Raw genomic sequence first — 7,346 nt, forward strand, 5'->3', positions numbered from 1 at the left:
CGACGGTCAACAGCGACGTCGGACCCATCGCCACGACCGAGAACGTCTGCTGCTGCTTGTCGAAGTGATCCCCCTGCTGCAGCAGGGTGTAGATCTGCATCGGGCTGGGGTAGTAGACGGCGTTGATAAAGGTTCCGGACTGCCCCTGGATCTCGACGTCGAGACGCAGCTGGCTGGGCCGGCCGTCGTCGTAACGGGCCAGAATCCAGCAGCCCTTGATCTCCTTGTTCCACTGCGGGTACGCCTCGAAATCGGCGACGATCGCCAGGATCGTCTCGGCGGGGGCCTCGACCTCGACGGTCTTGCTCACGATGGGCATTTGCAGAGCATAGCGAGACGTTCTAAAACCAGTCCGGTCGCATCTGCACAGTGGTGCGGTCCAGGCTTTCCAGCAGATCCAGTTGCGCTGCGGTCCTGGGTAGTTCGTAGCGGTAGAAGTAGCGTGCCGCCTGGCGTTTGCCGTCGTAAAAGTCACCGTCGCGGCCATCGGCGGCCAGCAGCTGCTCCAACCACATCCACCCGATCACCAGATGACCAAAGGTTTCCAGGTAGATCGCGCTGTTGGCCAGCGCTGCCTCCACGTCGCCGGCGGCGAACATCGACATCGTCACCGCCACCAACCGCTGCCACGCCGCGTCCAACTCCTCGGCCAACGGTGCGGCCGCAGTGGACCGGGCCGCCGCGATAGTCGCGTCGACCGACTCGGTGAGCGCGCTCAGGTTGGCCCCACCATCCTGGGTTATCTTGCGGCCCAAGAGGTCCAGGCTCTGAATGCCGTGGGTGCCCTCGTGGATCGGATTGAGCCGGTTGTCGCGGTAGTGCTGCTCGACGTCGTATTCGCTGGTGTACCCGTAGCCGCCGTGCACCTGAATGGCCAGGTTGTTGGCCTCCAGACACCACTGCGACGGCCAGCTCTTGGCCACCGGGGTCAGGATGTCCAGCAACCGACCGGCCGACCGAGCCTGCTCCTGGGAATCCGCACTGTGCTGCACGTCGACCAACTTGGCGCAGTACAACGTCAACGCCATCGCGCCTTCGACATAGGCCTTCTGCGCCAACAACATCCGCTTCACATCGGCGTGTTCGATGATCGGCACCTGCGGTGCGGTCGGATCCTTGGCCAGCGGATGACGGCCCTGCGGGCGCGACCGGGCGTACTCGAGCGACTTCAGGTAGCCGGTGTAACCCAGCGCCACCGCGCCCATCCCCACCCCGAGACGGGCCTCGTTCATCATGTGGAACATGTAGACGATGCCGCGGTGCGGTTCGCCGACCAGGTAGCCGACCGCGCCGGGCTCGCCGGCGGGCTGGTGCCGACCCTCGCCGAAGTTCAGCACGGTGTTGGTGATCCCGCGCTGGCCCATCTTGTGGTTGAGCCCAGCGATCACCACGTCGTTGCGCTCCCCGATCGACCCGTCGGGGTTGACCAGGAACTTCGGCACGATGAACAACGAGATGCCCTTGGTGCCCGGCGGTCCGCCCGGGATCTTGGCCAACACCAGGTTGACGATGTTGTCGGTGAGTTCGTGCTCGGCGCCCGAGATCCACATCTTGGATCCAAACAACCGGTAGCTGCCGTCGGGCCGGGGTTCGGCCCGGGTGAGGATGTCGGCCAGCGAGGACCCCGCCTGGGCCTCCGAGAGTGCCATGGTGCCCGAAAACCGGCCGGTCAACATCGGTTTGACGAAGGCCTCGACCTGGTCGTCGCTGCCGAACTCGGCCAGCAGGTTGGCGTTGGCGACGGTGAGCATGAGGTAGCCGAACGTGCTGAGGTTGGCCGCGGAGAACCAGGCGAACGCGGCCTGGGCAACCGTCGTCGGCAGTTGGGCCCCACCCAATGCCGCGTCGGCGCTCACCGCCAGCAGATCGGCCTGCGCGAAGGCGTCCCACGCTTCCTTCACCTGCGGGATCACCGTCACCGTCGTCCCGTCGAAGGTCGGCTCGTGAGCATCGCTGGCCTTGTTGTGCGGGGCGAAGTAGCGCTCCGCCAGCTCCTCGCAGAGATCCAGTACGTCGGAGAACGTCTCGCGGGAGTGGTCGGCGAACCGTTCGCGCTTGGTCAGCTCGTCCACCCGCAGCCACTCGAACAACAGAAAGTCGAGATCGCGCCGCGACAGCAGGGTGGACTTCATCGGATGGTGCTCACCCCGCCGTCGACCGGAATGACGGTGCCGGTGATGTAGCTGCTGGCCCGGCTGGCCAGAAACACCGCGATGCCGGCCATATCGTCGGACGATCCGACCCGGCCCAGCGGTAACGCGGCCCCGACCGCTTCTTCACCGGCGGTCAGCAGCACCTTGGTCATCTTCGAGGGGAACAGGCCCGGCGCGATGGCATTGACCAGGATGTGGGGTGCCAGCTCACCGGCCAGATGCCGGCTCAGCATGTGTTCGGCCGCCTTGCTGGCGCTGTAGGAGAAGTTGTTGCGGCCCCGCTCAGGTGGGTGGAAGCCGTCGACGCTGCCGGTGTTGACCACCCGCGCCGGGTCGTCGTCGGTGGCGCCGGCACGCAGCATCGGCACCAGCGCCCGCGTCACCAGGAACACGCCCTTGACGTTGACGTTGAACACCCTGTCGAACCCGGACTCGGGGAACTCGTCGAACGGTGCCCCCCAGTTCGCGCCGGCGTTGTTGAACAGCGCGTGCAGCTTGTCCTCGCGGGCGGCCAGCGCATCGGCCAGCGTCTGCGCCCCCTCGGCGGTGCCCAGATCCGCGGGGATCGCCTCGACCCGGCCCAACGGCGAGAGCTCGGCGACCGCCGCGTCCAGCTCGGCCTCCTTGCGGCTGGACAGGTAGACCGCAGCGCCCGCCTGCAGCAGCCCGCGGGCCATCATCACCCCGATGCCCCGGCCACCCCCGGTGACCACGGCGACTTTGCCGTCGAGCCGAAACAATTCAGTCACCGGTGCTCACCTGGCCGATCTCCAGGCCCAGCGGCGACTCGACGCGCACCGACTCGTCACGGATCAGGCCACGCAGCAGCGCGGTGCTGAACTCGACGGCGATCTCCGGCGCGGTGCGCCGGCCGTGCGGGCGCAACCAGCGGTAGGAGCCCAGCGTCATCCCGATATAGCCCAGCGCGAGCACGTGCGAGTCGCAGTCGTAGAACTCGCCGCTGGCGATGCCGCGGTCGATGACGTCGCGGACGTGCTCGTAGACCTGCGTCTCGGCCTTCCGGATGTGGTCAACCTGGTCCTCGGTGAACCACTCGCTGATGTAGGGCCCTTCCTGGAAGTACACCGCAGCGCGTTCGATATTGCCGGCGATGCCGACCAGCAGCCGGCGGGTGAAGTGGTAGATGGTTTCGCGGGCCGTGGCGGTCGGATCGTCGTGCAGGGCGGCGACGGTGAACTCGGCAGCGCTGCGGTAGATGTCATACAGGATCAGCGACTTGCTCGCGTAGTAGTGGTAGACCGTGGCCTTGTTCAGGCCGACCGCCTCGGCGACGTCGTCCATCCGGGTTCCGTGGTAGCCACGCGCGGCGAAAAGCTTGGTGGCCACGGTCAGCAACTCCTCACGGCGGGTGCTGCCGTTGCTCGGGACTTCGGAGGGCATCGGTCTCACTATCGGCGGGCCCGGCCGGCGCCGGGGTTATCAATCAACTGGTTGGCAGTCTAGGCATCATCGGAGTCGGATCGTCCACACCCCTGTTGCGCAATCGCCGGGAGATTTAGACTGCCGAACAGGTCTCTGCACATATTGGAGGTATTCGTATGGATCCGAATCCGGACTACGACGCCAGCGACGAGATCGAATACTTCTTCAACTGGCTGCCCTGGGCCCTGCGCGGGGTGTATCCGCCGCCGGCCTATCCGCCGGTCTAAGCCGCCCCGGGCGGTTGTGTTAGCCTCGCTAAGTAAACTGGCGGTTGGTCCGCCGGTGAGAGCGAGGATGTGTGCGTACCGACAACGACAGCTGGGACCTGGCCTCGAGCGTGGGCGCGACCGCAACCATGGTCGCCACCTCGCGGGCGCTGGCCACCCGCAGTGGCGCCGCCCTGATCAACGATCCGTTCGCCGAACCCCTGGTCCGCGCGGTCGGCTTGGACTTCTTCACCGGGATCCTCGACGGCGAGGTGCCCGACGAGTTCCCCGACTACGACCCGCAGCGCTCCGGCGAGCAGATGGCGGTGCGCACCCGCTTCTTCGACGATTTCTTCCTCAACGCGGTCCGGTGCGGCGTGCGGCAGGTGGTGATCTTGGCGTCCGGCCTGGACACCCGCGCCTACCGGCTGTCGTGGCCGGCCGACACCGTGGTCTATGAGGTCGACCTGCCCGACGTCATCGAGTTCAAGTCGAGCACGCTGGCCGACCTGGGTGCTGAGCCCGGCGCCGATCGCCGGGTGGTGCCGGTCGATCTGCGCGACGACTGGCCGGCCGCGCTGCGGGCCGCCGGCTTCCGGCCCGAGGAGCCGACCGCGTGGAGCGCCGAGGGACTGCTGGTCTACCTGCCATCGGACGCTCAGGATCTCCTGTTCGACCGGATCACCGCGCTCAGCGCGCCGGGCAGCCAGGTGGCCACGGACTTCGTCCCGGATATGGCGGTGTTCTCCGACGGCCGCACCGAGCACCTGCGGGAGCGCTGGAAGGACAGCGCTGTCAGCATTCACGACCTCGTCTACACCGACGAACGCAACCACGTCCCGGACTATTTGCAGGCCCTGGGGTGGGTCGGCGCGGGCCGCACCGCCAAGGAGCTCTACGCGGTCAACGGGTTGACGTATCCGGCTGACGACGACGATATGGCGTTGTTCTCCGACGTGACCTATCTGCAGGCGCGGCTGGGCGGCTAGCTCTCCGGACAGTCCGGCCAGCGGCGCAGGAAGCTCAACGCCACCACCGTGATCTCGTCCAGGAACTCTTCGCGATCGAACCGTGCCACGACAAAGCTGAGGGCGGCTGCACGGTTTGTCGAGGATTGGTGTCGCCCAGGGTGACACTAATCGACGACACAACGGCGGGTCTGAGCGCTACGCGATGCCCGCCGCGGACGCTCCGTCCATCTGACTCAGAACTCCTAGACGGCGAACGGAGTGTGACCGGCGTCCAGCGCGGTGACGACCAGGTCGGTCGCGATCAGCCGGATCGTGTGGGTGTTCGTTTCGACGAGGACCTCGAAGAAATCCATGCCCAGGCGTTCGGACCACTCTGCCGCCTCCGGTGAATCCGCCACGACGGAGAGACCGGGATACAGGACCTGCCAGCGCACGCCCCAGACGAATCCGTCGAGCTCGTCGACATCCGCACCGTCGGGCTGGGTCAGCCGGTCGTCGAGCGAACGCCGCCACACCTCGGGCGACACGCTCGTCGTGGTGACCGCGGAGACGCAGTGGGTGAATCGGTAACGCAGATCCTGGGCCACGACACCGATGCTCGGAGCAGCGCCGATGTACACATAAAGGTCGTAGTCTCGGGAGAAGTCGGCGAAGCCGTGGAAGACCAGCGCTTGGTCGAAGACATCCTCGAACGCGGCCTGCACCTGTTGGGCATCCATCTCGACCCCCTACAGCGCCTTGAGCTCCTCGATGACTTCGCCGACCGACTTCTTGGCGTCGCCGAACAACATTGAGGTCTGGTCGGCGAAGAACAGCGGGTTGTCGATACCGGCATAGCCCGAGCTCATCGACCGCTTCAACACGATCACCGACCTGGACTGGTCCACGTTGAGGATCGGCATACCGTGAATCGGACTCGACGGGTCGCTGCGCGCCGCGGGGTTGGTGACGTCGTTGGCGCCGATGACGAGCGTGACATCGGTGCGGGTGAACTCACCGTTGATGTCGTCCATCTCCTTCATCGCGTCGTATTCGACGTCGGCCTCGGCCAGCAGCACGTTCATGTGCCCGGGCATCCGGCCGGCCACCGGGTGGATGGCGTACTTGACCTCAACGCCCTTGTCCTCCAGCAGATCACCCATCTCCTTGACCGCGTGCTGGGCTTGGGCCACCGCCAGCCCGTAGCCGGGCACCACGATCACCTGGTTGGCGTAGGCCATCTGGATCGCGGCGTCGGCGGCCGACGTGGCCTTGACGGTGCCCTGGTCGGTGGCCGCGCCGGCCGGGCCACCGGAGTCCCCACCGAACGAGCCGAACACGATCGCCGGAATGGACCGGTTCATCGCCACGGCCATCAGGTTGGTCAGGATCGAACCGGATGCGCCGACGATCATGCCCGCCACGATCATCGCGGTGTTGTTCAGCGCCACACCCGCGGCCGCAGCGGACAATCCGGTCATCGCGTTGAGCAGCGAGATGACCACCGGCATGTCGGCGCCGCCGATCGGGAACACCACGAACAGGCCCATCAGCCCGGCCAGCACCAGCACCGCCACGATCATCCAGTCGGGGCTGCCCGCACCGGCGTTCAGCCCGATGATGACCGCGATGGCCACCGCGCCGACCAGCAGCACGGCGTTGGCGGCCTGGAACAGCTTGGCCGCCGACACCAGCTTCTTCTCGACGTTCTTCGGGATCGACTCCTGCAACTTCAAAAAGGCCACCAGCGAGCCCCAGAACGACACCGAGCCGACGATCGCGGCGAACAGCGAGCCGACCACCAACGCCACCGTCGGATGCTGGTCGGGCTTGAACTGGCTGAAGCCGTGCGTCTCAATGAATTCCGCCCAGGCGATCAGCGCGACCGTGCCGCCGCCGACGCCGTTGAACAGCGCGACGAGCTGCGGCATCGCGGTCATCTTGGTTCGCTTGGCCGGCGGCACCCCGAGCACCACACCGATCAGCAGACCAGCCGCGATCAGGATCCAGTTGATCGACGCGGTGTCGCGCACCTTGATCAACGTGGCCAGCACGGCCAACGCCATACCGGCGGCGGCGATCCAGTTGCCCCGTACCGCGGTCTTGGGTCCGGTCAGCCCGGACAGACCCAGGATGAACAGCGCGAACGCGACGATGTAGAGCGCGTTGACGAGGTAGGTCACTTGGCCACCTCGTCAGCCTTCTCGATGGCCTTGGCCGGCCTCTTGCCCTTGAACATGCCCAGCATCCGGTCGGTGACAAGGAAGCCGCCGATCACGTTGAGCGTGCCGAAGATCAACGCGACGAACGCGATGATGCGCACACCCCAGCCGGCGTCGGCGGGCAGATCGCCGAGCACGATCAGCGCGCCCAGCACGACGATGCCGTGGATTGCGTTGGTGCCCGACATCAGCGGGGTGTGCAAGGTGTTGGGCACCTTGGAGATGACGGCGAAGCCGACGAACCCGGCGAGCACCAGGATCGCCAGGTTGGCCAACAGTTGGTCATACATCGCTATGCACCTTCCCGGGTCACGCAGGCGCCTGCGACCACTTCGTCGTCAAAGTCGGGCGCCAGCGCGCCGTCGGTGATCA

Annotated in this window: 8 protein-coding genes; 1 reads left to right on the forward strand and 7 read right to left on the reverse strand. The window is 66.3% G+C overall.

What is annotated here, in order from left to right; all coding sequences use genetic code 11:
• From ACN269_RS32340 to ACN269_RS32355, 4 genes are all read right to left on the reverse strand, one after another.
• The coding region (locus ACN269_RS32340; RefSeq protein WP_421476772.1) for an SRPBCC family protein at nt 1-319 on the reverse strand (319 nt) is incomplete at its 3' end.
• Nucleotides 320-341: 22 nt separating this feature from the next.
• Nucleotides 342-2,132, reverse strand: a complete 1,791-nt coding sequence (locus ACN269_RS32345) for an acyl-CoA dehydrogenase (protein ID WP_421476774.1) — start codon at nt 2,130-2,132, stop codon at nt 342-344.
• On the reverse strand, nt 2,129-2,902 hold the full coding sequence (locus tag ACN269_RS32350) for an SDR family oxidoreductase (RefSeq protein WP_421476776.1): 774 nt from the start codon (nt 2,900-2,902) through the stop codon (nt 2,129-2,131). The genes ACN269_RS32345 and ACN269_RS32350 overlap by 4 nt, the downstream gene beginning before the upstream one ends.
• Entirely contained in the window at nt 2,895-3,554 is a 660-nt protein-coding gene (locus ACN269_RS32355) for a TetR/AcrR family transcriptional regulator (protein WP_421476778.1), read from the reverse strand. The genes ACN269_RS32350 and ACN269_RS32355 overlap by 8 nt, the downstream gene beginning before the upstream one ends.
• A 340-nt stretch (nt 3,555-3,894) precedes the next feature.
• On the opposite strand from ACN269_RS32355, the gene ACN269_RS32360 reads away from it, so the two are divergent.
• A complete protein-coding gene (locus tag ACN269_RS32360) occupies nt 3,895-4,791 on the forward strand; it encodes a class I SAM-dependent methyltransferase (protein ID WP_421476780.1) in 897 nt (298 codons plus the stop codon).
• Nucleotides 4,792-5,015: 224 nt separating this feature from the next.
• Here ACN269_RS32360 and ACN269_RS32365 read toward each other — a convergent pair whose 3' ends face one another.
• From ACN269_RS32365 to ACN269_RS32375, 3 genes are read right to left on the reverse strand one after another with little or no spacing between them, the layout of a single operon-like run.
• Nucleotides 5,016-5,492 (reverse strand): HalD/BesD family halogenase, encoded by a 477-nt coding sequence (locus tag ACN269_RS32365; protein WP_421476781.1) that lies wholly within the window; start codon nt 5,490-5,492, stop codon nt 5,016-5,018.
• 9 nt (nt 5,493-5,501) lie between these two features.
• A complete protein-coding gene (locus ACN269_RS32370) occupies nt 5,502-6,935 on the reverse strand; it encodes an NAD(P)(+) transhydrogenase (Re/Si-specific) subunit beta (RefSeq protein WP_421476783.1) in 1,434 nt (477 codons plus the stop codon).
• On the reverse strand, nt 6,932-7,264 hold the full coding sequence (locus ACN269_RS32375; protein ID WP_421476785.1) for an NAD(P) transhydrogenase subunit alpha: 333 nt from the start codon (nt 7,262-7,264) through the stop codon (nt 6,932-6,934). Before ACN269_RS32375 ends, ACN269_RS32370 begins: the two co-directional genes overlap by 4 nt.
• Nucleotides 7,265-7,346: the final 82 nt, after the last annotated feature.

The sequence above is a fragment of the Micromonospora sp. WMMD736 genome, from assembly GCF_049179015.1.
GTDB lineage: Bacteria > Actinomycetota > Actinomycetes > Mycobacteriales > Micromonosporaceae > Micromonospora.

What these genes read in the sequence shown, in the direction of transcription:
- ACN269_RS32345 (WP_421476774.1), bottom strand. Translation starts at nt 2,132, where the DNA reads ATGAAGTCCACCCTGCTGTCGCGGCGCGATCTCGACTTTCTGTTGTTC.
- ACN269_RS32355 (WP_421476778.1), bottom strand. Translation starts at nt 3,554, where the DNA reads ATGCCCTCCGAAGTCCCGAGCAACGGCAGCACCCGCCGTGAGGAGTTG.
- ACN269_RS32365 (WP_421476781.1), bottom strand. Translation starts at nt 5,492, where the DNA reads ATGGATGCCCAACAGGTGCAGGCCGCGTTCGAGGATGTCTTCGACCAA.
- ACN269_RS32375 (WP_421476785.1), bottom strand. Translation starts at nt 7,264, where the DNA reads ATGTATGACCAACTGTTGGCCAACCTGGCGATCCTGGTGCTCGCCGGG.